This is a genomic window from Bradyrhizobium sp. OK095, from assembly GCF_900109945.1.
Lineage (GTDB): Bacteria > Pseudomonadota > Alphaproteobacteria > Rhizobiales > Xanthobacteraceae > Bradyrhizobium.
The window spans coordinates 58,875-82,505 of sequence record NZ_FOBX01000002.1; the positions used below are offsets into that span (position 1 = coordinate 58,875).

The 23,631-nt window shown below is 64.9% G+C and carries 20 protein-coding genes; 2 read left to right on the forward strand and 18 right to left on the reverse strand.

The genetic code is table 11. The features are described from left to right. Positions 1–24 precede the first annotated feature (24 nt). The 8 genes from BMW89_RS05390 to BMW89_RS05425 form a co-directional block, all read right to left on the reverse strand. The gene (locus BMW89_RS05390) at positions 25–2,328 is read right to left on the reverse strand and encodes a penicillin acylase family protein (protein ID WP_244547532.1); all 2,304 of its coding nucleotides are present in this window, start codon (positions 2,326–2,328) and stop codon (positions 25–27) included. A gap of 51 nt (positions 2,329–2,379) precedes the next feature. Further along, positions 2,380–3,777 carry an amidase gene (locus BMW89_RS05395; protein WP_092023539.1) on the reverse strand — a complete coding sequence of 466 codons (1,398 nt, stop codon included), beginning with the start codon at positions 3,775–3,777 and terminating at the stop codon, positions 2,380–2,382. A 34-nt stretch (positions 3,778–3,811) separates the two neighbouring features. Further along, entirely contained in the window at positions 3,812–4,771 is a 960-nt protein-coding gene (locus BMW89_RS05400) for an ABC transporter ATP-binding protein (RefSeq protein WP_092023541.1), read from the reverse strand. After that, positions 4,768–5,757 carry an ABC transporter ATP-binding protein gene (locus tag BMW89_RS05405; RefSeq protein ID WP_092023543.1) on the reverse strand — a complete coding sequence of 330 codons (990 nt, stop codon included), beginning with the start codon at positions 5,755–5,757 and terminating at the stop codon, positions 4,768–4,770. Before BMW89_RS05405 ends, BMW89_RS05400 begins: the two co-directional genes overlap by 4 nt. Then, on the reverse strand, positions 5,758–6,693 hold the full coding sequence (locus BMW89_RS05410; protein ID WP_502686382.1) for an ABC transporter permease: 936 nt from the start codon (positions 6,691–6,693) through the stop codon (positions 5,758–5,760). Next, positions 6,638–7,585, reverse strand: coding sequence for an ABC transporter permease (locus tag BMW89_RS05415; protein WP_092023547.1), 948 nt, complete (start codon positions 7,583–7,585; stop codon positions 6,638–6,640). The genes BMW89_RS05410 and BMW89_RS05415 overlap by 56 nt, the downstream gene beginning before the upstream one ends. A gap of 56 nt (positions 7,586–7,641) precedes the next feature. After that, positions 7,642–9,168: an ABC transporter substrate-binding protein gene (locus BMW89_RS05420; protein ID WP_502686385.1), complete on the reverse strand. Its 1,527-nt coding sequence runs from the start codon at positions 9,166–9,168 to the stop codon at positions 7,642–7,644. Between the two features lie 92 nt (positions 9,169–9,260). Beyond that, positions 9,261–10,532: an aminotransferase class III-fold pyridoxal phosphate-dependent enzyme gene (locus BMW89_RS05425; RefSeq protein ID WP_092023551.1), complete on the reverse strand. Its 1,272-nt coding sequence runs from the start codon at positions 10,530–10,532 to the stop codon at positions 9,261–9,263. 171 nt (positions 10,533–10,703) lie between these two features. On the opposite strand from BMW89_RS05425, the gene BMW89_RS05430 reads away from it, so the two are divergent. Continuing rightward, a complete protein-coding gene (locus tag BMW89_RS05430) occupies positions 10,704–11,414 on the forward strand; it encodes a GntR family transcriptional regulator (RefSeq protein WP_092023553.1) in 711 nt (236 codons plus the stop codon). A gap of 50 nt (positions 11,415–11,464) precedes the next feature. Here BMW89_RS05430 and BMW89_RS05435 read toward each other — a convergent pair whose 3' ends face one another. Genes BMW89_RS05435 through BMW89_RS05445 form a run of 3 tightly spaced genes read right to left on the reverse strand, consistent with a single transcriptional unit; the run spans position 11,465 to position 15,424 of the window. Next, a complete protein-coding gene (locus BMW89_RS05435; RefSeq protein WP_092023555.1) occupies positions 11,465–11,890 on the reverse strand; it encodes a RidA family protein in 426 nt (141 codons plus the stop codon). Between the two features lie 20 nt (positions 11,891–11,910). Next, positions 11,911–13,089 (reverse strand): acyl-CoA dehydrogenase family protein, encoded by a 1,179-nt coding sequence (locus tag BMW89_RS05440; protein ID WP_092023557.1) that lies wholly within the window; start codon positions 13,087–13,089, stop codon positions 11,911–11,913. Positions 13,090–13,105: 16 nt separating this feature from the next. Beyond that, entirely contained in the window at positions 13,106–15,424 is a 2,319-nt protein-coding gene (locus BMW89_RS05445) for a bifunctional salicylyl-CoA 5-hydroxylase/oxidoreductase (RefSeq protein WP_092023559.1), read from the reverse strand. Between the two features lie 309 nt (positions 15,425–15,733). Between BMW89_RS05445 and BMW89_RS05450 the strand changes: the two genes are divergently transcribed. After that, positions 15,734–16,240, forward strand: a complete 507-nt coding sequence (locus BMW89_RS05450; RefSeq protein ID WP_092024637.1) for a MarR family winged helix-turn-helix transcriptional regulator — start codon at positions 15,734–15,736, stop codon at positions 16,238–16,240. A 19-nt stretch (positions 16,241–16,259) separates the two neighbouring features. Here the strand turns inward: BMW89_RS05450 and BMW89_RS05455 are convergent, their stop codons facing one another. The 7 genes from BMW89_RS05455 to BMW89_RS05485 all read right to left on the reverse strand — a co-directional run bounded on the left by BMW89_RS05455 (position 16,260) and on the right by BMW89_RS05485 (position 23,625). Further along, positions 16,260–17,906: an ATP-dependent acyl-CoA ligase gene (locus BMW89_RS05455; RefSeq protein ID WP_244547533.1), complete on the reverse strand. Its 1,647-nt coding sequence runs from the start codon at positions 17,904–17,906 to the stop codon at positions 16,260–16,262. A gap of 14 nt (positions 17,907–17,920) precedes the next feature. Then, entirely contained in the window at positions 17,921–19,078 is a 1,158-nt protein-coding gene (locus BMW89_RS05460; protein WP_177195845.1) for an ABC transporter substrate-binding protein, read from the reverse strand. Between the two features lie 61 nt (positions 19,079–19,139). Then, complete coding sequence (locus tag BMW89_RS05465) at positions 19,140–19,922, reverse strand: cyclase family protein (RefSeq protein ID WP_177195846.1); 783 nt, start codon at positions 19,920–19,922, stop codon at positions 19,140–19,142. Positions 19,923–19,956: 34 nt separating this feature from the next. Then, a complete protein-coding gene (locus BMW89_RS05470) occupies positions 19,957–21,198 on the reverse strand; it encodes an SDR family NAD(P)-dependent oxidoreductase (protein WP_092023566.1) in 1,242 nt (413 codons plus the stop codon). After that, a complete protein-coding gene (locus BMW89_RS05475; protein WP_092023568.1) occupies positions 21,195–22,373 on the reverse strand; it encodes a thiolase family protein in 1,179 nt (392 codons plus the stop codon). The genes BMW89_RS05470 and BMW89_RS05475 overlap by 4 nt, the downstream gene beginning before the upstream one ends. Before the next feature lie 10 nt (positions 22,374–22,383). Continuing rightward, positions 22,384–22,812: an organic hydroperoxide resistance protein gene (locus BMW89_RS05480; protein ID WP_092023570.1), complete on the reverse strand. Its 429-nt coding sequence runs from the start codon at positions 22,810–22,812 to the stop codon at positions 22,384–22,386. 30 nt (positions 22,813–22,842) lie between these two features. After that, on the reverse strand, positions 22,843–23,625 hold the full coding sequence (locus tag BMW89_RS05485) for an aspartate/glutamate racemase family protein (RefSeq protein ID WP_092023572.1): 783 nt from the start codon (positions 23,623–23,625) through the stop codon (positions 22,843–22,845). Positions 23,626–23,631 lie beyond the last annotated feature (6 nt).

Genomic DNA, 23,631 nt, shown 5'->3' on the forward strand with positions numbered 1-23,631 from the left:
GGCACGATGGCCCGGACGTTCGGCTTACGCCGGCTGCAGAACGAGCCGGTCGCCCACATTCGCGATGACACTCCAGTCGTACAGCATCGGAACCAGTTCGGCGGCGGCCCATGCAGCATGCTGATCGGCGTAATGCGGGCTCGCAGGGTGTCCCGACGCGCCGTGAAACACGACCCAGGCGCAATTGTCCCAGTTGCCGACATCGAACACGTAGCGTGCGACCGCGCCATAGGCCGCGGTCAAACCGGACGACGCCCAATAGCATCCATTGGCCATGACGGTGTCGTTGTCGCCACCGACCGGAAGGCCCGGCGGTTCGAGCTGCGAGACCGCTTGCGGGAAGGCCGCCGACAACGGATGCGCCATACGGACATGATGCAGCTCCGACCATGTCTTGCCGTCATCGATCTCCGCTGCGCGCGCGAGCGCCGTTGCCAGTGCGCGATCCCAATCCCAGCCACCGAGAAACGCGGTATCGTCGTTGCGCAGCAATGACGGCAGCGCCCACCAGATCTGATTGAGCGGCACCACACCCGGGGCAACCTGGCTGACCGGATCGCGCGTCACCGCGCTCAAGCCGGATCGTTCGAGAACGATACGCGCCAGTTCGCGCCTGGTCCGCGCATAGGCCGCAGCCGCCTTTGAATCCGCCGCCATACGCGCGTCCCATCCAGTGATGAGATCGCGCAGCGCGGCGGCCGGCCCCTCGATCGCCGGGAGGCGGCTCAGGCGGGCAATGAATTCGCGCGCCGTGAAGCTGTGCGTATCGGCATGAATGCTGCTCATGTCGTCGACGGTCGCGGCCGAAAGTTCGGCGAGCCGCGCGGCGATGCGCTTTGCACGGTACGGCGGATGACAGTCGGTGCAGAGATAGTCCGGGCGGTCATCGGTGACGACGCGATTGTTCGCGGTGACCAGGATGCCATCAGGCGGATCGAAGGCGCACGGCATGTCTTCCCAGGGAATGGCACCCTGCCATTCATAGTCTCCGGTCCAGCCGGGCACAGGCAGCCAGCCATTCAGTCGCGGGCGGCGCGGCACGATGGCCCGCACCAGGTTTCCGATCTTCCCCGCGGTATCGGCCGCGACCAGATTATGATCGATCAGGCCCCAGCCCCGCGTGGCCTCGTAGAGCGTATCGACGTTGGTGGCGCGCAGCATCGGCAGCAGGCAGTCGAACGACAGATCGAGCTCTGCGAATTGCACCGACCGCAACGTCAAAGCCGCTCCCTTGCGCGGATCCCCCGCGATCACCGGCCCGTGGTCGGTGGCGACGACCTCGACGTCGACGTCCGGCCCACCGCGCACGGCGATGCGCTCATGACGGATACTCGCCTCAAGCCATTCGTCCCGGAACAGGTAGCGAGACGCGTCGCCGGGCTTGAATTTCTCGACATAAACATCGTGGATATCGACGAAGGCATGGGTCACGCAGAACGCGACATGACCGTTATGAGCGAAGTGCGGGAAGGCAGGAACGCCCGGCACGGAAAGACCGATGGCGTCGAATTCATCACAAGCCAGATGGAATTGCGAATACAGGCTCGGCATTTCGAAGGCGCGGTGCGGGTCACCCGCCAGCAACGGCCGGCCGGACGCCGTTCGCGACGGCCCAACTGCCCAATTGTTGCTGCCGCCATCGGTGGCCTCAGGCCCTGCGAGCGCCGCCAGCGCTTCGATCGCCGGAGCAAGATCTTCCAGCGTGGCGATCCATCGTTTGCCCTCAGCGCCCGCCGGGGTTGCGAGAAAATCTTGACCGCCGTCGTCGTAACGCAGCTTGGCGACGTGGTCCGGCCCGATGGCGCGCAGCGCCGCAGCGCGCCACAGCTTGAACCACACCGAGCCCATCAGATAACCGCGTTGCCGCATGACGAGGATGCAATGCCATGGCTCCCAGCGTTCGACCTCGCCGCCGACTAGACTGTACTCGAACGGCAACGGCGCGCCCTGCGCCAGGAATGCATTCACCCCGCTGGCATAGGCCTCGAGCATCGCGCGCGCTTCGGCGGACAGACCGGCGAAATCGCGCCGCGACGCGCCCGCGACGTCGAGCCGCCGCGCCAGCGTGTCGGCCGCGATGCCCGCGCGGCCCTCCCATTCCGCCCAGCGGCCGAGCATGCGCCGGCGCGCGGCATCCATCTGCCAGAGCCGATCCTGGGCGTGGACGTAGCCCTGCGCGAAGAAGGCATCAGCCGTTTTCCGCGCACGGACATGCGGAATGCCCCATGCGTCACGATGGACGTCGACGTCAGCCTCAAGGCCGCGCAGCGTGACGACACCGCTGGTTTGAGGCAGGCATGATTGATGATCTGCGGCAGCGTTTGGCACGCTCTTCTCCATGGTCAGGTTGATACGCGAGACTTCGTCATCCGATCTGTTTCAGACCGACGGCCGGCGATCCGCCCAGGGCTGAACCCGCTCCAGGATCGCGCCGAGCCGCAAGACATCGCTGTCCCTCCACCAGCGGCCAACGATCTGAAGGCCGGTCGGCAATCCATCCGCGCCAAAACCATTCGGGACCGACAGCGCGGGATTGCCGCTCTGGTTGAACGGATAGACGAAGGCATTCCAGCCGCGATTGAACAGCGCATCGACGGTCTTGCCGGCCTCTGCGGGAATCGCAGTGGTGGGCAAGGTCGGCGTCACCAGGAAGTCGTAGCTTTCCAGCAGTTTCTGCACGCCACGATAAAGTCGCGAACGCGCCATCTGCGCCTTGCGGAAGTCGACCAGATTGGCGCGGCTGCCGGTTGCGATCCATTCCACCAACACCGGATCCATGCGGTCTCGCCATTTCTCGAGATGGTGGCCGAAATAGACGTTCAGATTGGCGAGATACATCACCCGCGCGGCGCCGGCGATCCAGTCCATTCCGGCGTCCACCTCCTCCACCTCGGCGCCAAGAGCAGCAAGCGCCGCAAGCGAGGCCTTGGCATTGGCGGCGACATCGGCGCCGCAGTCGCTCATGCCAGACAAATACCCGATCCGCACGCCCGACAGATCCTCGGAGATCAGGCTCGGCGGCAGCGCTCCGTGACCGGGCGCACCGAGCGACCACGGATCGAGCGTTGAAGGACCAGTAAGGCAGCCCATCATCAACGCGGCATCGGCGACGGTGCGTGTCAACGGACCGGCCGCGGCATAATTGAAAAACGAGTCCGACGTCTGCTCGTAGGGCACCGCGCCCGTGGTCGGCTTCAGTCCGACCACGCCGCAGGCGGCGGCGGGAATGCGGATCGATCCCGCACCGTCGGTGCCAAGACCCAGCGGTCCTAGCCCGGCCGCCACTGCGGCGGCGGCGCCACCGCTCGATCCGCCGGCGGTGCGCTCGAGATTCCAGGGATTGCGTGTGACGCCGAAGCTCGGGCTATCGGTGTGGCCCTTGTGGCCGAATTCGGGTGTCGTGGATTTGCCCACCATGATCGCGCCTGCGTCCTTCAGGCGCGTCACCAGGATGTCGTCCTGCGAGGGAATGTTGTCGGCAAGGATCGCCGATCCGTGCGCGGTACGTACGCCCTTGGTCGAAAAGAGATCCTTGATGTTGATCGGGATACCGTGCAGTGGCCCAAGTTGCTTGCCTGACATGACGGCCTGTTCGGCAGCACGCGCCTCCGCCCGCGCGGCGTCGGCGGTGATCGTCGCATAAGCGTTGACCGTTGGCTGCGTCTTCTCGATAGCTCCCAGCACGGCATCCACATACTCGACCGGAGACAAAGCGCGCTTGCGGATCAGGCGTGCGGCGGCTGTGGCCGGCATGAAGAGAAGATCGCGATCAGTCATCCCAAAACTCCATCAATTGAGGCAGCGGCAGCCATCAGGCAGGTGTTTCATGAAGGTGGCAGGCGGCGAGATGCCCGGGCGCGATCTCGCGCAGTTTTGGCTTCTCGATCCGACAGCGCTCAAATGCGAACGGGCAGCGGGGGTGAAACGTGCAGCCGGGCACGGCGTCGATCTGGCTCGGCAGCTCGCCGGTGATGACCGCGGCACGCGCCCGGTTCGATGTCATTCGGGGAACGGCCGCCAGCAGCGCTTGCGTGTAGGGATGAAGGGGCGAGGTATAGAGCTCGCGCTTCGGCGCGATCTCGACGATGCCGCCGGCATACATCACCGCCACGCGCGCCGAAATGCTGCGGACGACCGCAAGGTCATGGGCGATGAAGAGATAGCTGAGGCCCAGCCGCTCCTGAAGATCGAGCAGCAGATTGACGATCTGCGCCTGCATCGACACGTCGAGCGACGAGACCGGTTCGTCGCAAATGACGAAGTCCGGCTTCAATGCCAGGGCGCGCGCGATACCGATGCGCTGGCGCTGGCCGCCGGAAAATTCATGGGGAAACCGGTCGCCGCACGAACGCGGCAGGCCGACCATCTCCAACAGCTCACGGACGCGATCGCTGCGGGCGCTGCGCGACCACCCGCCCGCGACGTCGAGCGGCTCGGCGATCGCATCCTGCGCACGCATGCGGGGATTGAGCGAATTCTGCGGATCCTGAAACACGAATTGCAGGCGCCGGCGCACCGCGCCTGGCGTCACCCTGCCGCGTACCGACGAAATCTCCTGCCCGAACAGATTGATCGATCCGCTGGTCGCCGCTTCCAGCCCCACCAAAATCCGTCCGGTAGTGGATTTTCCCGAACCGGACTCGCCGACGAGGCCTAGCGTTTCGCCCTGCCTGACATCGAAGCTGACGCCATCGACCGCGCGCAAAAGGGCGCCCCGTGCCGCAAAGGTCTTCACCAGATCGCGCACAACGACGATCGAAGCCGCGCTCACGAGATCCCTCCCGCGGCAATGCGTGGCGGACAGCGTGCGAAATGACCCGCCCCGGCGTCGACCAGAGCCGGCGGCTCCGCCAGACAGGATTTGACGGCCTCGCGACAGCGCGGACTGAACCGGCATCCCGCAATCAATGTCGACGGATCGGGAATGCTGCCGGGAATGGTGGTCAACCGGTGCACATCCTCATCGAGATTGGGCACAGCCCGGATCAGGCCCTCCGTGTAGGGATGCATCGGCCGTTCGAACAATGCAGGGACGGAAGCGGTTTCGACGACCCGGCCCGCGTACATGACGACGACGCGCTGCGCGAACTGCGCGACCACGCCGAGATCATGGGTGATCAGAATCACCGCCATGCCGATCTCACGCTGGAGCTCACGCAGCAGTTCGAGGATCTGCGACTGGATGGTTACATCAAGCGCAGTGGTCGGCTCATCCGCGATCAGGATCTTGGGGCGGCACGCCACCGCGATGGCGATCATGACGCGCTGGCGCATGCCGCCGGACAGCCGGTGCGGGTAGTCATCGATGCGGCGCGACGCGTCGGAAATCCGCACCATCTCCAGGAGTTCGATGGCCTTCCGCCGGGCGGCCTGGACGGAGAGCCCCTGATGCTGGCGCAACGGCTCCATGATCTGGTCGGCGATGGTCAGGACCGGATTGAGCGACGACATCGGATCCTGGAAGATCATCGCGATCTCTCCGCCGCGAACCTGGCGAAGGCGACGCTGCGGCAGCGTCAGCAGGTCACGGTCGCCATAGCGGATCGTGCCCGATGCATAACGCGTGTTGGCCTGGCTGTGCAGTTTGAGGATCGAGAGCGCGCTGACGCTCTTGCCGCTGCCGGACTCGCCGACAATGCCGAGGCATTCGCCGGCGCCGACCGCAAAGTCCACGCCTTCGACGGCGTTCACCCAGCCGTTATCACCGCGGAACTGGACCGTGAGGTTCTCGACGCTGAGAAGGGGTTGCTCCGCCATTCAGGTCTCGATCTTCAGTCGCGGATCGAGCACGTCGCGCAACCCGTCGCCCAGGAGATTCATGCCAAGTGCAGCGAGGCTGACCGCAAGGCCGGGAAACAGCATCACCCACCACGCCTCGACCGAATAGTCGCGGCCTTCCGCGATGATGTTGCCCCAGCTCGGCGCCGGCGGCGGCGGTCCGATACCGAGGAAGCTGAGCGCGGCTTCGGCGAGAATGGCGTAGGCGAAGATGAAGGTCAGCTGGACGATCAACGGCCCGAGGCAATTGGGTAGCACGTGCTTGAGGATAATATGCAGGTCGCCGGCGCCGCTCACCCGCGCCGCCTGCAAATATTCCATTTCGCGAATGACCAGAACCGAGGCGCGCACGATGCGCGCAGTGCGCGGAACGTAGGCGACCGACAGCGCCACCACGATGCTGCTGGCCTGCGCGCCGAGCGCGGCGCCGATACCGATGGCGAGCAGGATCGCCGGGAACGCCATCAACGCGTCCATCAACCGCATGACATAAGGATCGAGCGCACGGAAATACCCCGCCGTTACCCCGATCAACGCGCCGAACACGCCCGAAATCAGCGCCACGGAAAGCCCGAGCGACAGCGACAGCCGGCCGCCATAGAGCACGCGCGTGAGGATGTCGCGCCCGTACTGGTCCGAGCCGAACGGGAATCGCACGGACGGCGGCTTGAAGCGCGAGCGAATGCTCATGGCCGTGGGATCGATGCCGGTCAGCATCGGCCCGATGATCGCGCACAGCACGAGGATGGTCACGAGCACCAGCCCGATCTTGAACGAGCGGTGCGCGGCAAGCTTGCGCAGGACGCGAAACCGCCGGCGCTCCGCCAGTATCTGGGTCGGCGCTGCGGCGAGAACGACCTCAGTCATAGCGCACCCGCGGATCGACCAGAGTGTAGATGATATCAACTGCGACATTGATCAGCACGAACGCGAAGCCGAACAGCAGCATCGTGCCCTGAATCAGGGGATAATCGCGCGCCATGATCCCCTGCACGACCAGTCGGCCGATGCCCGGCAGCGCAAACACCTGCTCGACGACGACCGAGCCCCCGATCAACAGACTGATGATGATGCCGCCGACCGTCACGACCGCAACCAGAGCGTTGCGGAAGCCGTGCTTGCCGACCGTCCGCCACTCGCTGACGCCCTTGGCGCGCGCGGTACGAATGAAATCCTGATCGAGCACGTCGAGCATCGCCGAGCGTGTCATCCGCGCCAGAAACCCGATCTGGAACAGGCTGAGCACCATGGCCGGCTGGATCAGTGAAGCAAACCAGGGGCCCGGCCCCGCCGTCAGCAGTGGCGCGTAACCCGAGGACGGCACCCAGCCGAGCGTCACGCTGAACAGGATGACCGACAGGATTGCGATCCAGAAGCTCGGGACCGATACCCCGACCAAGGCGATCATCATGACCCCGGCGTCGATCCAGCTGCTGCGGAAATAGGCGGCGAGGATGCCGAGCGTGATACCGATCGGCAGGGTGATGGCAAGCGACAGCGCAGCCAGCGACAGCGTCACCGGCAGGCGCTCCGCGACCGCCGAGAGCACGGTCTGGTTCAGCACCAGCGAGCTGCCGAACTTGCCTTGGGCAAGACTGAGAAACCAGGACAGCAATTGCTGCCATATCGGCTGGTCAAGGCCGAGCTCGCTGCGGATCCGTTCGACCGCCGCGGGTGTGGCGTCCGCACCAGCGATCACCACGGCCGGATCTCCCGGCAACAGATGCATCAGGATGAAAGACAGCACCGCGACCAGCAGCAGGACCGGTATGGATTGCATGAGACGGACGATGATCGCGCGAAACATGAGATACCCGATATGAGGCTTGTGTCCCTGCCCTGCCCGCTGTCTTGTCGACGACGCTACTTCAGCCACACATCCCAGAAATGAACGATGTAATAGGGCTCGAAGTTCGCGACCTTGGCGGCATTGAAGCTTCGCATCGTGCCCATGTCGGCGATCTTGATCATGTAGGCTTGGTCCAGCACGCGCTTCTCGATCTCGGCCCAGGCTGCGACGCGCTGCTTCGGATCGAGCGAGGCATAGAATTTGTCATAGGCGGCATCGAGAACCTGGTCGTCCTTCACATGCGGGAAGGTGTAGATCATCACCTTCCATTGCTGAGGTCCGAGCAGCGGATTCGAGCAATAGCCCGTGGTGGAGACATTCCAGACACCGGTGCCGCGCTGCATGTTGCTGGCGTTGGTGGTCCAGTCGACGATGTCGACCGCGACATTCATGCCGGCGTCCTTCATCTGCTCGGACAGAACCAGGATGGCATCGCGGAAATTTGGATAGTTGGAGTTGGTCTGAAGTACGATCTTCTCGCCATTGTATCCGGCCTGCTTCAGCAATGCCTTGGCCTTGGCCGGATTGCGCTGGTCGTAATAGGGCTTCATGGCATCGCCCTGATAATAGGGGCTCGACGCATAGACCAGCGAATGGCCGGGCCGCGAGATTTGTCCCATCGCCCCGGTAATGTCCTCGACATTGACCACCGCCTCGATCGCCTGGCGAATGAGCGGATTGCTGGTCAGTGCAGCCTGCGTGTTCACGACGAACACCTGCATACAGTAGGGAAAGATCTGTTGCGTCGTGATGTTTGCCTGGCCTTCGAAGCGCTTGGCCAGATCGCGGGGGACATCGCCGATGACGTCGGCATTGCCGGTCTGCAGTGCGGCGACGCGTGCATTTGCCTCAGGCACGAAATTGTAGCGAACCTGGTCGAGATAGGCGGTGCGGCGCCCGGCCAGTCCATCCGGACCCGGCGCGCTGTCGTCGGGCACATAACCGTCGAAGCGCTTGATGACGAGGTGGCTGTCCTTGACCCACTCGCCCAGCAGGAACGGACCGGTCCCTACGATGTCGATCTCGCGCGCTGCCTTGTCCTTCTGCTCGGCCGGCAGGATCTCGAACGGATAGACCGGCGACTTCAGCACATCGATGAACACCGCATTCGCTTTCTTCAGGCGAATCACGAAGCTGTACGGATCGGGCGCCTCGAAGCCGTCGACATCGGCGAGCACGGAGGCATTGGGGCTGACCCTGCGATAGCGCTCGAACGACGCCAGCACGTCGGCCGAATTCATCTCCTTGCCATTGTGAAACTTGACGCCCTTGCGCAGCGTGAAGGTGAAGACCGTGGCGTCGGCATTGGTGTCGATCTTCGAGGCCAGAACGGGCCTTGCATTGTAGTTGCCGTCAATCGCGACCAGCGGCTCGAAGATGTGATGGATGACCTCGAGCTCGACGAGGCTCGATGCGACATGGGGATCGAGCGTGCCGGGTCCCGAGAGATAAGCGTAGACCAGACTGCCGCCACGGTGTGGTTCTGCGGCATGGATCGGGTTCGCGAGTGCAACGAGGAAGGTGATCGCCGAGCCGATCATGGCAATCGAACGGAATATGGAAGCAACGCCTGTCATCACAACTGCCTTCCTGTTGGGCTCGTGCATTGCCCGTTATTCACGTATTCACGGCTTCACTGGTTTACCTTCGCGGGTTGACGCCGTTCGACCGATGAGGCGACCTGTTTGAGGGCGCCGTCCGTCGCCTCGAGGACGCGGTCGATGTCCGCGGCCTGATGCGCCGCCGACATAAACATGTTGTGCCAGGGATGCATGTAGACGCCGCGCTGTAGCGCCTCCAGCACGAAGCGATGGCCGAGCGTGAAATCCGGGTCATCGTCGAACATGACCAGCGGCATCTGGACCGGCCCGGTCTGCCGCAACGGCAGATCGTGCGCGCGCGCCTGTTGCTCCAGCCCCTCGCGGAGCCGGCGCCCCATGGCTTCCATCGTTGCGATTGCACCGGTCGCCCGCAGCTTCCTGATCGTGGCGATCGCAGCCGCCATCGGCACCGCCGCACACCAGAACGAGCCGGTGACGTAGACCTGCTGCGCGGCTTCGCGAAAGCGATCGTTGCCGGTCACCGCGGCGAGCGGATGACCGTTGGCGATCGCCTTGCTCCAGCCGCACAGATCGGGCCGCACGCCGTAAGGCTCCCAGCTGCCACCGATATGGAGCCGAAAGCCCGCCCTGACGTCGTCGAGGACCAGAGCCGCGCCGGCCGCATCGCAAATCCGCCGCATCGCCTGCGCGAAGGCGAGCGTCGGCGCCTCCTGTGGGCGTTTCACATCATGACGAAATGCGGTCGCCAGCACCGCTGCCAGATCGCGGCCGGCCTCATCGGCGGCGCGCTCGAGACTCGCCACGTCGTTGTAGTCATAGTGCAGGATGTGGGCGCGATCCTCCGTGGTGACGCCGGCCAGCGAGGGTGTGCACCACGGCGCGGCGCCGTGATAGGAGCCCTTCGCCACCAGCACCTTGCGCCGCTGCGTCCCCGCACGCGCGATGGTCACGCAAGCCGTCATCGCGTCGCTGCCGTTCTTGGCGAACAGCACCCAGTCGGCATGCGGAATGGTCTCGACCACGAGCTCCGCAAGTTCAACCTGGCATTCGGCCGGTCCCGTCATGAGGTCGCCACGGCCACGCTGCTCCGCGGCTGCAGCCTCTACATCGGGATCGCCATAACCCAGCACCATCGGCCCGTAGCCGCACATCAGGTCGATATATTCGGTGCCCTGGACATCCCAGAGCCGGCAACCGCGCGCGTTGCGAAAGAATTGCGGATAGCCGGGTGGCAGCCGGGCGACATTCATGTGCCCCCACATGCCGCCGGGAATGACCTTGCGGGCCCGCGCCCGCAGCGCCTCGTCCGGAGCAAGGGAGCCGGGTGTCGCGTGAGGTGCCATCGCAAGTCCCCTCGTTTCGGATCGGCCGCGCCGTTGCGCCAACATTTCAATATATGATATATCATACCTGTGAAAGCGTCTCACGACTTTTAGTCTTGCAACGACAGCCTGCGGACGTGCATGGCGTGCATGGATACCGGTCGCTCTGATTCAACTGGAAGCAGCCCTTCGATGCCCAACGACGCTGTCGGTCTGGTCAGCCGCGATAATCTGACGGCCCGCGTGTTCCAGGAACTGCGGCTTGCGCTGATGGAGGGACGCTTTCGTCCCGGCCATCGCTTCAAGATCCGCGAGCTCGCGGAAACGATGGGCGTCTCGGAAACGCCGATCCGCGAAGCGTTGATGCAGCTGGTGCGCGCGCGCGTGCTCAGCATGCAGGCGAGCCGCTGGATCGAGGTCGCACACCTCAGCGCCGCGCAATACCAGGAACTGCGAAGCATCCGGATTCTGCTTGAAGGACTGGCCGCCGAGCGCGCGACCAGTCGGATCTCGAAGGCCGATATCGCCAACCTCAAGAAGTATCATCAGGCGCTGGTGTCGGCGGAACGCGGCGGGCGCTGGCGCGAAGCCGTGGAGGTGAACTGGCAATTCCACCACACGCTCTACAAGGCCGCCGACGCGCCGGAACTGCTCGAAATGATCGAAACGATCTGGCTGCGCAACGGCCCCATGCTCAACATGCTGTACCCGCATGCGACCCCGACCTATCCGGGGCGGCACCAGCATCTGAACGTGATCGACGGTCTGGTGGCGAAAGATCCCGAGGCCGTCAAAAAATCAATCCAGGCCGACCTGCTGGAGGGCGGCGCCAGATTGCTGCAACTTCTTCGGGACATCGAGGCTGGCACCGCGCCGACCACCATCGATGTCGCTACGCGGTAGTTGCCGTTTGTCTCCGCTAGCAACGGACGCTTCTAAGCTGTTCGTGCGCCTCAATGGGGAACGACGGCCGTCGCTTCGATCTCGACGCGCGCTGCCGGCTCGACAAGACGCACGACCTGGACCAGCGCCATGCTGGGGTAGTGGACGCCGACGACATCGCGATAGGCTTTGCCAAGCGCTTTCAGATTGAAAACGTATTCGTCCATGTCCACGACATACCAGGTCAGGCGCACGAGATGTTCGGGTCCCGCACCGCCCTCCGCGAGGATCGCGACGATGTTTTCGAGCGCCAGCCGGACCTGCGCGACAAAGCCGTCGGCAAATCGACCGGCAACGTCCCAGCCGACGACGCCGCCCGTCACCACGAGGCCCCCTTCGGCCATGATGCCGTTCGCATATCCCTTCGGCTGCGGCCAGCCGCTGGGCTGAAGCACCCGCCGACCATTGGTCGCGACAGGCAGCTCTTCTTGTTTCATTGTGCTAAAACTCTCTGCAATCAGCGCGGCTTCAACAGATCACGCGCCACGATCAGCTTCTGGACCTCGGTCGCGCCCTCGTAGATGCGGAGCGCCCGGATTTCGCGGTAAAGGCTTTCGACGATCTCGCCCTTGCGTACGCCGCGACCGCCGAACATCTGCACGGCGCGGTCGATGACACGCTGTGCGGTCTCGGTCGCGGTCAGCTTGGCCATGGCAGCTTCACGCGTGGTCGGGAGCTTCTGGACATCGCGGCGCCAGGCGGCGCGGTAAGTCAGCAGTGCGGCGGCATCAGTCTCGGTCGCCATGTCGCCAAGTGCGGCCTGGGTCAGCTGGAGATCGCCCAAGGTTGCCCCGAACATGTGCCGGCTCTTCGCATGCCACAACGCCTCGTCGAGCGCACGCCGCGCAAAGCCGAGGGCTGCCGCGGCGACCGAGGCGCGAAAGATGTCCAGCGTCTGCATCGCAAGCTTGAACCCGCCGCCCGGCGCGCCGAGGCGGCGGCTCGCCGGAATCCGGCAGCCCGTGAAGCGCAGCGTCGCCAGCGGATGCGGGGCGACGACATCGATGCGCTCGGCAATGCTGAAGCCGGGATCATCGGGAAAGACGACGAAGGCCGAGATGCCGCGCGCGCCCGGCGCCTCGCCCGTTCGCGCAAACAGCGTGTAGACGTCGGCGATGCCGCCGTTCGAGATCCAGGTCTTCTCACCGTCGATGACATAGTCGTCGCCGTCGGCCCGCGCCGTGCAGGACATCGCCGCGACGTCGGATCCTGCTTCCTTCTCGGACAGCGCGAAGGCCGCGAGCCATTCGCCGGAGCGCACCTTCGGCAGCACGGCCTTGCGCAGCTCCACGGAGCCGCCGAGCGCGATCGCCCCGGAGCCGAGCCCCTGCATGGCGAAGGCGAAATCGGCGAGGCCGTCAGCATAGGCCAGCGACTCACGTGACAGGCAGATCGAACGGGAATCGATCGTCGTCGCATCGCCCTCGGGCGCTGCGACCGCGCAGTCGAGCACCCCCGCCTCGCCCATCGCGCGCACGAGCTTGCGGCAGGCGTCGTCGACATCATTGTGGTCGATCTTGTCGAGAGCTCCCGACTGCACGAAGCGGTCGAGCGCGCTGCCGATCGCCCGATGACGCGGCTCGAAAAACGGCCAGTCGAGCCATTCGCGCCGGATGACCTTTGCCATGGAGCTCATCTGATCCCTCCTCCGCTCAACTCGCGGCCGCGGCCGCGGCGCGCGCCAGATTGGTTTCGTATTGTCCCTTGGCGGAGACATATTGCTTCGGCCAGCTGATCGCGGTGATGCCGATGCGCGCGGCCTCGTGCAGTGTCCAGGCGGGATCGGCAAGATGGGGCCGCGCGATGGCGCAGAGGTCGGCGCGGCCGGCCGCGAGGATCGAGTTGGCGTGATCGGCCTCGGAGATCGCACCGACCGCGATGGTCTCGATCCCGACCTCGTTGCGGATGCGATCGGCGAACGGCGTCTGGAACAGGCGGCCATAGATCGGCCGCTCCTCCTTCGAGACCTGTCCCGACGAGCAGTCGATCACGTCGGCGCCAGCCTGCTTGAACATCGCAGCGAAGATCGCCGCATCGGCTGGCGTGTTGCCGCCCTCGGTCCAGTCGTGGCAGGACAGCCGCACCGAAATCGGCCGATCCGACGGCCAAGCTGCGCGGACCGCTTTGAACACCTCCAGCGGAAAGCGCGCACGGTTCTCGTGACTGCCGCCGTATTCGTCGGTCCGCCGGTTGGTCAGCGGCGAGAGGAAGCTCGACAGCAGATAGCCGTGCGCACAATGGAGTTCGAGCCATTCGACGCCAGCCTCGGCGGCGCGGCGCGTTGCGGCGACGAAATCGTCGCGCACGCGGTCCATGTCGCTGCGGTCCATCACCCGCGGCAACTGGCTGTGCGGCAGATAGGGCAATGCAGAAGCCGAGATCAGCGGCCAATTGCCTGTCTCGAGCGGCTGATCGATACCTTCCCATGCAAGCCTGGTCGATCCCTTCCGCCCGGCATGGCCGAGCTGGATGCCGACCTTGGCGTGCCCGAGGCTGTGGATCAAATCGACCAGCCGGCGCCATTGTGCCGCTTGCGCATCGTTCCAGAGCCCGAGGCAGCCCGGCGTGATCCGCGCATCCGGCGAGACGCAAGTCATCTCGGCAAAAATCAGCGCGGCGCCACCCATGGCGCGCGCGCCGAGATGGGCGATGTGGAAGTCGTCGATGAGACCATCCTGTGCCGAATACATCGCCATCGGCGAGACCATGATGCGGTTCGCAAGCGAAAGGCCGCGCACACGGTGCGGCGTCAACATCGGCGGCGGCACCCGTTCGCCGTCCTTGACCGTGATCCCCGAACGCGCGGCGAACCAGCGCTCAAAACCTTCCAGCCAGGTGCGATCGCGCAGGCGCAAATTCTCGTGGCTGATGCGCTGCGAGCGCGTCAGCATCGAATAGAAAAATTGTGGCGGCTCCAGCGTGTCGGCATAACGGTGGCCCACCACCTCGAACCATTCCATGGCGTTGCGCGCGGCGTTCTGGATGCGCGCGACATCGACGCGGCGCACGTCTTCATAGGCTTCCAGCACCGTCCCGATGTTGTCGCCGCCGTGACCGTGGCGGTCGAACTGGTTGGCGAGCTCGATGGCGTCGTCAAGCGCGAGCTTGGTGCCCGAACCGATCGCGAAATGCGCGGTGTGCGCGGCGTCCCCCATCAGCACGACATGGGACTTGCCGTTGAACACACTCCATTTGCCGCAGATCAAGCGGCTGAAATTGAGCCAGGCCGAGCCGCGCAGATGGCGGGCATTGGTCAGCAGCTTCGCGCCGTCGAGCGTCTCGGCAAAGATCTTTTCGCAGAACTCGATCGAGCCCTGCTGATCGAGCTCGCCGAGCCCGTGGGCGTTGTAGGCTTCTTCCGTGGTCTCGACGATGAAGGTCGAAGTCTCTGCGTCGAACTTGTAGATATGCGCCTGGAACCAGCCGTGCTCGGTCTTCTGAAAATCGAACGTGAAGGCGTCGAACGCCCTCTTGGTGCCAAGCCAGATGAAGCGGTTCGGCCGGATCACCATGTCGGGCTGGAATTGCTCGGCATAGCGGGCGCGGATCCTGGAATTGACGCCGTCGCAGGCGACGATCAGGTCGGCGTCGGGAAATTCGAGATCAGACTCGACATCGCGCTCGAAGACGAGCTCGACCCCAAGCGCCTCGCAGCGCCGTTGCAGGATGTTCAGCAGGTGCTTGCGGCCGATGCCGATGAAGCCATGGCCGGTCGTGCGCTGGCGCGTTCCCTTGAAGACGAGCTCGATGTCGTCCCAGTGATTGAAGGCGTCCTCGATCTCGGTCGCGCTCTCGGGATCGGCAAGGCGCATCGCCTGCATCATCGCGTCCGAAAACACGACGCCCCAGCCGAACGTATCGTAGGGCTTGTTGCGCTCGACGACGGTGACGATGTGCTCCGGGTGACGGCGCTTCATCAGCAGGCCCAGATAAAGACCGGCCGGGCCGCCGCCGATACAGACTATGCGCATGATCCCTCGCTTTCGCGCGTCGCGCCGTGTGCCGAGCCTGCAAACCCCCATGGGAATGCCGGGCCGTAAATTATTTTAAGCATAAAATATTTCGGCGGAGCGCGGATTGTCAAGACGCTTGTCGGGGGCTTTTGAGATCGCCCTGCGGGTTGCTGCAATCTGGTGACTGGCGGCGGATTCGCCGCAAGGCCGCCCCGGTTCGGCGGGGATGCCGCCAAGCCTTGAATTTACTTTTGGTACGAACTATCTTGCCGGATGTTCACGACGCCGTCCGTTTTCGACGGGCGCGCCGCTCCCAGGAGATTCGATTTGGCACTCGCGAAGGAGTCCCCGCCTGTTTCGTCGAAGAATGGGGCGGATCAGGAGGCCGAGTACAGGGCTCAAACACGGCTTTGGCTCCGGCTGCTGGCCTGCACGACCCTGATCGAGGGTGAGTTGCGCCGCCGGTTTCGCGAGGAATTCGATTTCACCATGCCCCGCTTCGACGTGCTGGCCCAGCTCGACCGCGAGCCGAGCGGACTGGTGCTGGGAGAGCTGCCCAAGCGCCTGATGGTATCAGCCGGGAACCTGACGCCGATCGTGGACCGGCTGGTCGAGGACGGCTACATCACCCGCACGCCGTCCGCCCTGGATCGCCGCGTGCAGATCGTCTGCATGACCGTCGAGGGCCGAAAAACCTTCAGGCGCATGGCCAAGAGCCATGGCTCGTGGCTCGCGGAGCTGTTGGCGGAATTCCCCGCTGACAAGCTCGACGGATTGATCGGCGAGCTCGACCAGCTCAAGGGCGCCGTCAGGGATTCGCTGGAAAAGCCGTGACGGCCTCCGGCGCCAGGCGCTAGAGCCGCCTGACTTTGACCCCGGCCGCCTCGCGGTCCCAGATATCCGTCGTCACGCCGGCGTCGCGCAGCACGCCCTTCTTGATCTTGCCGTTCTCCGTCAGCGGCATCTCTTTCACGATCCGCACATAGCGGGGAACGGCGAAATAAGCGATCCTGCCTTCGCAGTGACGGATGATGTCGACCGGTGCAAGCGATTGGCCGGGCTCCAGCAGGATCGCGACGGCAACCTCGTCCTCACCCAACTCCGAGGGCAGCGGATAGATCGCGCAGGCCGCGACCGCAGGATGGAACTGGATCGCTTGCTCCACCTCCCATGAAGAGACATTCTCGCCGCGCCTGCGGATCGAATCCTTCATGCGGTCGATGAAGCGATAATGCCCGTCGGGATCGCGGACCACGCGATCACCGGAGTGGAACCAGAGATTTCGCCAGGCCTCGACCGTCTTCTCCGGCATGCCGAAATATCCGGTCGCGAATGCAAAGGGCTCTTTGGCGCGCAGCAACAGCTCTCCCGCCTGCCCAACGGGAAGCTCGGCATCATCGGCATCGACGATGCGGGCTTCGATGCCGTCAGCGAGATATCCCATCGTCCCCGGGCGGTCGGACGGAATCGCGCCCGCGAACACGAAATTGGTCTCCGTCGATCCGTAGCCGTCGACCAAGGGCACGCCGAACCGCGCGAAAAACGGCGCGTGGATCTGCGGCGGCACGCCGCCGCCGAGCGCAACGCGAAGCCGATGCGATCGGTCATCCCCAGTCTGCGGCTGCGCCAGCAGCATCGATGCCATGGCGCCGAGCAGATAGCCGACGGTCGCATTGTGTCGTCGCGCGGCAGCCCAGAAGCCGGAGGCGGAGAATTTAGGCTCCAGCACGTAAGTGCATCCGTTCAGGACGGCCTGATAGAACGCATTCAGCGCGTTGGTGTGGAACAGCGGCAGCGTCGTGAACAGCACGTCGCCTTCACGAATGCCCAACGCGCGCGCCGAATAGATGCCCCACCAGAACAATTGCGCTTGCGGACAGCACACGCCCTTGGCGGGGCCGGTCGTGCCGGAGGTGTAGAGAATGGCCACGGTGTCGCCGGGTCGCACGAGGCTCGCGGCCGCCTGGTCCCCGAGAGCGGGGAGCGGAACTGGCGAAATCTTCGCGCTGCCTGTCTCGGCGGCCGTTCCGATCATCCAGACCTGCGAAGGAAGCTCAACACCTGCCTCGACAGTGTCGATCGCGGCAAGGAACGGCGCCTCGACGACGAGAAGAGAGGGCTGCGAATTACGGAAGATGTGGGAGAGCTGGAAGCCGCGCAGCGCCGTGTTGATCGGCACCACGATCGCGCCGAGCCAGGCACATCCGAGAAAGACCTGCAGAAACTCCGGCCGGTTGGAGCACATCAGGGCGACCCGGTCGCCGGGCTTGATCCCGGCGTCGACAAGCGTCTGCGCCGATGCGGCGGCAATCGCCGCAGTCTGCGCGTAGGTCCAGCGCGTCTCTCCCGAGACAAGCAGGACACGATCGCCGTAGCGCTCGGCCTGTCGCGCAAGGATGGTGGAGAGAATCCGGTCAGACGGCGGAAACATCCCCACCGCGCGGGCCCAGGCCGGCGCCGCAGCCGCCTCCCCCGCCTCCGATATCGCGCTGGGCTTCACCAAAGCCGCCTCGCTCACGGCAGCAGCTTGTATTTGCCGTCCTCGATCTGAACCATAATGCGCGCGCGAGCGTCGACGCCATGCCGATCCGCCGGCGTATAGGTGTAGATGCCTTGCGTTCCCACCACGTCCTTGGTCGTGAACAGCGCCTCGCGAAGCGCGGTGCGGAATTCCGGCGTGCCCGGTTTGGCGCCGGTCGCCATCGCGCGCTTGGCTGCGTCGACGAACACCAGCCAGCCGTCAAAGGAGTATGACGAGAACGAGTCCGTCGGGGCCTCGCCATTCGCCTTCTCGAAGGCCGAGCGAAACTCCAGCGCCACCTTCTGGATCGGATTGCTGGCGGGAAGCTGCTCGGCCGCGGTGACCGGCCCGGTCGGGCAGATGATGCCGTTGGCCGCCTTGCCGGCAAGGCGCAGGAAATCGGCGCTGATGAGTCCATGATTGCCGTAGAGCGGTCCCTTATATCCGCGTTCGGACAAGCCGATGACCGGCAACGCGCCGGGCGTGCCGGTGCCGCCGAGCATGATGGCGTCGGGGCGCGCCGCGAGCGCGCGCAGCACCTGCGCGGTCACCGAGGAATCCGATCGCGCATATCGCTCGTTCGCGATCACCTTGATGTCAGCCACCTTCGCGCTCTGCTCGAGCGAGGCGTACATGAGGTCGCCGAACGCGTCGGAGAACCCGATGAAGGCCACCGTCTTCAGCCCATGAGCCTTCATGTGATCGACGATGCCCTGGACGAGCAGCGGCGTCGGTTGCGGCGTCTGCACGACCCAGGGACCGCCATCACCCGGAGGCACCGGCGCGATCGGGGATACCGCGATCATCGGCACCTTCATCTCGATCGCCGCGGTCGCCATTGCCAGTGTCTGGGGCGCGCCTGAGGTGCCGATGAGGATGTCGACCTTCTCCTGCTCGACGAGCTTGCGGGCATTGCGCGCCGACGCCGTCGGATCGGAGCCGTCGTCGAGCTGAATGATCCGGAGCTTCTCACCGCCGACCTCGCCGACATAGGCCTGGCCCGCCGCGATCCCCTTCCCGTTCGGAATCCCGATCGACGATACCGGCCCGCTGAGGCCGGTGACGAAGCCGACGAGAATCTCCGCCTGCGCGATCTCTGGCACGGCGATGAGCAGCACGGTGGAAGCCAGCAGGCTCTTCATCAAGTTCATGGCACCTGTCTTTCGTAAGCGGTTTCTTCTGTTGTCTCGTTCGGCAAGCGCCATGCCTTGCTCAGTTCGACCCAACCAATGCGATGACCCGGAGCGGACTGCCGGAGCCGTTCTGGATTTTCAGGGGGGAAGCCACGATGACGGCGCCGGTGGCCGGAAGCTGGTCCAGATTGCAAAGGCATTGCAGGCCGTAGCGACCCGCGCCGTGCAGGAAGTGATGCGCGGGATAAGGCGGCTCGAAATGTCCGGCCTGGCCAGCATCGGTACCAATGGTCTCGGTGCCGAAACCGATGATGCCGCGCTCCTCCACCAGCCACTTCATGACGGCCGGGTTCGGCCCCGGCGTGTGCGCGCCGTCATCCCTCAGGTTGGAATAGTCGCGCCAGCCCTTCTTGGACCAGTCGGTCCGCAGCAGGACCCATTGGCGCGCGGGGATGCGCCCGTGCTTGGATTCCCAAGCCTCGACGAGCGGCACCGTCAGCACAAAGTCGGGATCCTGCGCCGCCTCCGCGGAGCAGTCGATGACGCAGGCCGGCGCGATCATGTCCTTGGCCGGCATCGTATCGACGGCATTGTTCGGCAGGTCCTTGCCGGTGAACCAGTGGATCGGCGCGTCGAAATGCGTGCCGGTGTGTTCGCCGAACGTCACGTTATTCCAGTACCAGGCCGGGCCGCGACCATCATATCGCGAGATTTCCTGGATACGCACCGGCGCCGCCTGGCCGAACTCCGGCGGCAGCACGATGACCGGAAAGTCCGGACTGAGTGTGAAGGTCAGATCGACGACGCGCACCGCGCCGGACGAAATCGCACCGGCCAGCTCCAGGAGATTCTTGCTTTGCATTGTCACGTCCTCCGGCTTGGTTGAAATCCGTCCCTCATTTGTCGAGCTCGCGCTCGAGCGCTTTCGGATTGGCCGCGAGACGCTGCCTGATTTCCTCGGCGACGTCCCCGACATACATCTCTTCGAGCCCGCCTCTCAGCCCCGACACGATCGCCTGCGCGATCGCGCGCGGCGCGACCTTCGGCGGCGGCACGGTCTGGAACCATTCGATGTCGACAGGTCCGGTGAAGAGATTCATGACCTTGATGCCGCCCGGCCGCAGCTCCGCGCGAAGGCAATGCGACAGCGACAGGCACGCGGCCTGCGAGGCCGAGTAGGCGCCAAAGGCCGGCCAGTTCGCAAGCGCGTAGACTGACAGGATGTTGACCCATGCGACGCTATTGTTGACGCCGTCGGCGCCGCGCATCCGCATCGCGGGTCCAAAAGCCTGCGCGAGATTGATGAAGCCGAGATAGGCTTGGTCGATCTCGTCACGCGCGATGCTCGTCCCCTTGCGGTCGAGCAGGCCGCCCGCTCGCACATACTCCGTCGTATTGACGAGAATATCCACCTTGCCACCGATGTCGGCGGCGAGATCAGCGGCAGATTTTTCATCGGCCGCATCGAGCGTGACGACCTCAACCCCCTCCTGCCGGCGCAGCAGATCCTCACCGGCAAACGGCCGCCAGGGTTCGGCCACGCCAACAAACACGGTCTTCGCGCCAGCGGCCTTCAAGGCGACCACGGCTTCCTGGCCGATCAGGCTGCGGCCGTTGGTGACGAACACCCGCCTGAATTTCGGATCGGCCGTCATTTCCCGCCACTGCCTGTCGTCTGCCATGTTGGGAGTATCCCCCTCGGGTCTGGCAAAGGCCACTGCCTGACCGCCCTTGTCGAGCTGAAACGACATGCGGACCGGTGCACCCTCGGCACAGTCTGCATGGAGATGCGCCACGATCGTCGGACCGCAGACCATCTTGACGAGGCCGATCCGCCAGGGCGCCCGTTCGCGGAAATAGACGTCGCTTGGCACACGCGCCGTCGTCTCGGCGAGAAGCGTGCCCTGGCGCGGCGCGTCCGCAAACGCGAGTGCGGGCGATAGGCAAGACGGACAAGCCTCCCGCGCCGGATAAGCGAAAGCGCCGCAAGCCTCGCAGCGCTGGAGCATGAAGCGCCCTTCGGCAGCCGCCCGCGTGAAACCGTGCGACGTCCGGCTGCGCGGCCTCGGGGGCGATGCCGGAAGCCGCGTCCGCAGCAGCGGATTTTTGCGGCGGGGCGGCTTGATCGGATCGATCATCGTGAAGGCCCTGCAAAGATCGCGGCACCGGAGGCGAGACCGCGGTCATAATTGATCATGCCGAACCCGGAAGCCAAGCCGAGGCTCGCATTGCTGACCTGCGTGGGGCCCGCGGTTCCCAGGACCTGCCGCAGCCCCTCGACGAGACCAAGATAGGCGCCGGCAGCGCCAGCCTGCCCGACGGAGAGCTGCCCGCCGGAGGTATTGTGCGGAAAGTCGCCGTCGATGGTGAGATCGTGCGCACGGACGAATTCCGCGCCCTCCCCCTTCTTGCAGAAGCCGAGATCCTCGAACTGCATCATCGTGATGACGGGATAATCGTCATAGGTCTGGACGATATCGAGATCGTCAGGCTTCACGCCGGCCATGGCATAGAGCTCGCCGATGTCCATCGCCCAACCGCCGCGCACCTGCATTGGGTCGTCGGCGAAGGCGTTGTGCCGCTCGATCGTCGACAAAAGTCGCGCCGCAGGCAGCCCCAGCGATGCGGCGGTCTCCTCGCGCATCACCAGAAAGGCTTCGGCGCCTGCGCAAGGCATCACGCAATCAAACAGATGGATCGGATCGGAAATCGGCCGGGCCGCCAGATATTGCTCGAGCGTCAGCGGCGCCTTCATCAGCGCGTGCGGATTGCGCAGCGCATTGGCGCGCTGGGCCACCGCGATCCTGCCGACGTCCTCGCGCGTGACGCCGAAGGTCCGCATGTAGTTGCGCGCGATCAGCGCGAAGCTCGCATTGGCGCCGCCCGCGCCGTAGGGATAGACGGCATCCTGGTTGAAGCGCGAGAAATTCTCGAGCGTCAGGCGGAAGGAATCGACGTGGTTAGTGTCGCCCGCCACGCAGGCGACGATGTCGGCGTCACGGGCCTGGACCGCGCGCGCAGCCTTGCGCAAGCCTGCGATGGCGCTGGCACCACCCAGCGGAATCGTGTCGAGCCACCGGACGCAAAGACCAAAATGTTGCGTCAGCCCGATTCCGCTGTCGCTGCCCATGGTGAAGCTCGAGACACAGAGGCCGTCGATGTCGGACGCCTTGATGCCGGCCTGGGCCACGAGCGCGCCGAGCGCGCGGCCGATCCACCACTGCGCGCTCTCGATGGAATAGCGCACATAGGGAATCGTGACGGGAGCCGCGATCACGATGCCGTCGTATGGCGTGCGCTGGGATTTCTTCACCGGTCGCGCCTCAGATCACCGTCAGCCTGACGTCGATATTGCCGCGTGTCGCGTTCGAATAGGGACAACGCTCATGCGCGCCGGCGACGACCTCTTCGGCGATGGCTTTCTCGACCCCGGGCAGGTTGACCTTCAATTCGACGGCGAGCGCATAGCCGACGGGGACCGGCCCCATCGCGACCTTCGCCGTCACCGACGGCTCGGCGGACGGCACGATCTTCCGGGTACGCGCCACCAGCTTGACCGCGCCGAGAAAGCACGCGGCATAGCCGGCCGCAAAGAGCTGCTCCGGATTGGTCCCCTCGCCGCCGGGACCGCCCATCGATTTCGGCAAAGACAGCGAGACTGACAACAGACCGTCCGGGCTCGCAGCCTTGCCGTCGCGGCCACCGGTGGCCGTCACCTCGGTCTCGTACAGGATCTTCTCGGGCGTCATCATGTCTCGGTCTCCAAAGTTCGACGCTGCGCCCTAACGCTTGTTGCGGGCGAGCATTGCGCGAAAATCACTGCGGGCAACCTCGCTGGCGCGACTGAAGCTCGGCCCGCGGCTGGGCTCGGTGCCATTGAGACGCCGGAGCTGCACCCACATCTCGGCGCTCTTGAGCGCAACGGCCGCGCAATTGACGACCGGCGCATGCCCGACCTTCAGGCCATGCTCCCGTCCAATCAAGAGACCGGGAAGTACGCCGGCGGGAATCACGACATCGGCGCCGCGCTCCGTCAGCGGCAGCGCGCAGGCGATAAAATCCCTGATCATGCGGGCCTGGGCCGCTTCGTTGCCTGCAAACGCTTCGGCAAAATCCTCGGGCTTGCAGCCCATGCCGGTCACGTGAACGACGCGGTCACCGAGACCGTAACGCTCGGCCTGCTCGTAGTGCCACACTTCGAAGACGGGATCGAGCGTGACGAGACCCAGGCGCCGGCCGAGCTGCGATGCCGCAAGCAGCGTCGCTTCGCCGGTCCCGATCACGGGAATGGCGAGCGCCGAACGAAGCTCGTAGAGGCCGGGATCCTGGAAATGTCCCATGACGAAGGCATCGAACCCAGCCTCCTCGGCCGCAATGCCATTGTCGATGGCCTGGGCCGCGCAGCGCAGTTCGGCGAGCCGCCCGAACTCGCGGTCCGGCGGCGAAATGCCTTCGACATGCACCGCCGTCCCGGGTGCCGCGATCATGTTGAGATATTCGGACAGCCGCGCCATGTAGGGCGCATTCACGCTCGCATCAACGAAGCTCTGCCAGAAGATGCGCATCGTCCT

What these genes read in the sequence shown, in the direction of transcription:
- BMW89_RS05410 (WP_502686382.1), bottom strand. Translation starts at nt 6,693, where the DNA reads ATGTCGCAGTTGATATCATCTACACTCTGGTCGATCCGCGGGTGCGCT.
- BMW89_RS05480 (WP_092023570.1), bottom strand. Translation starts at nt 22,812, where the DNA reads ATGATGACGCCCGAGAAGATCCTGTACGAGACCGAGGTGACGGCCACC.
- BMW89_RS05415 (WP_092023547.1), bottom strand. Translation starts at nt 7,585, where the DNA reads ATGTTTCGCGCGATCATCGTCCGTCTCATGCAATCCATACCGGTCCTG.
- BMW89_RS05420 (WP_502686385.1), bottom strand. Translation starts at nt 9,168, where the DNA reads ATGATCGGCTCGGCGATCACCTTCCTCGTTGCACTCGCGAACCCGATC.
- BMW89_RS05485 (WP_092023572.1), bottom strand. Translation starts at nt 23,625, where the DNA reads ATGCGCATCTTCTGGCAGAGCTTCGTTGATGCGAGCGTGAATGCGCCC.
- BMW89_RS05435 (WP_092023555.1), bottom strand. Translation starts at nt 11,890, where the DNA reads ATGAAACAAGAAGAGCTGCCTGTCGCGACCAATGGTCGGCGGGTGCTT.
- BMW89_RS05465 (WP_177195846.1), bottom strand. Translation starts at nt 19,922, where the DNA reads ATGCAAAGCAAGAATCTCCTGGAGCTGGCCGGTGCGATTTCGTCCGGC.
- BMW89_RS05470 (WP_092023566.1), bottom strand. Translation starts at nt 21,198, where the DNA reads ATGATCGATCCGATCAAGCCGCCCCGCCGCAAAAATCCGCTGCTGCGG.
- BMW89_RS05425 (WP_092023551.1), bottom strand. Translation starts at nt 10,532, where the DNA reads ATGGCACCTCACGCGACACCCGGCTCCCTTGCTCCGGACGAGGCGCTG.
- BMW89_RS05395 (WP_092023539.1), bottom strand. Translation starts at nt 3,777, where the DNA reads ATGACTGATCGCGATCTTCTCTTCATGCCGGCCACAGCCGCCGCACGC.
- BMW89_RS05405 (WP_092023543.1), bottom strand. Translation starts at nt 5,757, where the DNA reads ATGGCGGAGCAACCCCTTCTCAGCGTCGAGAACCTCACGGTCCAGTTC.
- BMW89_RS05445 (WP_092023559.1), bottom strand. Translation starts at nt 15,424, where the DNA reads ATGCGCATAGTCTGTATCGGCGGCGGCCCGGCCGGTCTTTATCTGGGC.
- BMW89_RS05460 (WP_177195845.1), bottom strand. Translation starts at nt 19,078, where the DNA reads ATGAACTTGATGAAGAGCCTGCTGGCTTCCACCGTGCTGCTCATCGCC.
- BMW89_RS05440 (WP_092023557.1), bottom strand. Translation starts at nt 13,089, where the DNA reads ATGAGCTCCATGGCAAAGGTCATCCGGCGCGAATGGCTCGACTGGCCG.
- BMW89_RS05430 (WP_092023553.1), top strand. Translation starts at nt 10,704, where the DNA reads ATGCCCAACGACGCTGTCGGTCTGGTCAGCCGCGATAATCTGACGGCC.